1 protein-coding gene is annotated in these 1,252 nt (G+C 46.3%); it reads left to right on the forward strand.

The genetic code is table 11. From position 1 onward, the window contains the following. Positions 1-86 precede the first annotated feature (86 nt). A partial coding sequence (locus OOZ15_RS19825; protein ID WP_265958173.1) for an IS256 family transposase occupies positions 87-1,252 on the forward strand: 1,166 nt, incomplete at its 3' end.

Raw genomic sequence — 1,252 nt, forward strand, 5'->3', positions numbered from 1 at the left:
GGTAGCATCTCATAAACTGTGTAAATAGAAAATATCGGGGGTCATGACCCCCGATATTTTTTTATTAATTTTAAATTTTACACAGTATGAAGAAAGAAGATTTATTATCGGACGACTTTTTAAAACAGTTCAAAACCGGAGATGAGCTCAATTCTTTTTTGAAGGAAATACAAAAAAGAGGTATTGAAAAGATGCTTGAGGGTGAGCTCGACGGACATTTAGGCTATCAAAAGCACCAAAAATCCGACACCTCCAATGCCCGCAACGGGTATTCCAGTAAAAAAGTGCGCACCTCCTACGGGGAGTCGGAGGTACGAATCCCCAGAGACCGGGAAGGTTCTTTCAACCCCATGATTGTCCCCAAGCGCAACAATATGGTCGATGGGATCGAGAACGTGATCGTATCGCTCTATGCCAAGGGGATGAGCAACAGCGATATTGAAGAGCAGATCCGTGAGGTGTACAATTTTGACGTTTCCACTTCCACCATATCCCGTATCACCGAAAAGGTGACCTCTGACATCGTAGCCTGGCAGAACCGCCCCTTGGAACCTGTTTACCTGATCGTGTGGATGGACGGTATCGTCTTCAAGGTCAGGGAAGACTCCAAGGTCATCAACAAGACGGTCTATATCGCTGTGGGACTGCGCAGGGACGGCAAAAAAGAAGTGTTGGGGCTTTGGTTGGGAAAGAACGAATCCGCTGCCTTTTGGATGAGCGTGCTCACCGATATGAAGGCCAGGGGTGTCGAGGACATCCTCATAACCGCTACGGACAACCTGAATGGCTTTACCGGCACCATCAAGAATGTGTTCCCTGAATCCAAGACACAGATCTGTGTGGTCCACCAGATCCGTAACGCTTCCCGGTATGTGGTCTGGAAAGACAAAAAGACCTTTACAGCTGACATGAAGCATATTTACAATGCCCCCAATGAAAAGGCTGCCAAGGCCGCCTTGGAAGACTTTGCCCAAAAATGGGACAGCAAATACTCCTATGCGGTAAAAAGCTGGCGGGACAACTGGGAAGACCTGACGGTGTTTTTTGAGTTCCCCGTGGAAATCAGAAAGATCATATATACCACCAACCTCATTGAGAACCTTAACGGGAAGATCAGAAAATACACCAAGAACAAATTGTCTTTCCCAACCGATGAAGCTGTGATGAAATCCGTATATTTGGCCATGAGAGAGGCAACCAAAAAATGGTCCATGCCAGTTAGGAACTGGGGCATTATTTTAAATCAGTTCCT

It is taken from the genome of Galbibacter kalidii (assembly GCF_026241135.1).
Taxonomy (GTDB): Bacteria; Bacteroidota; Bacteroidia; order Flavobacteriales; family Flavobacteriaceae; genus Galbibacter.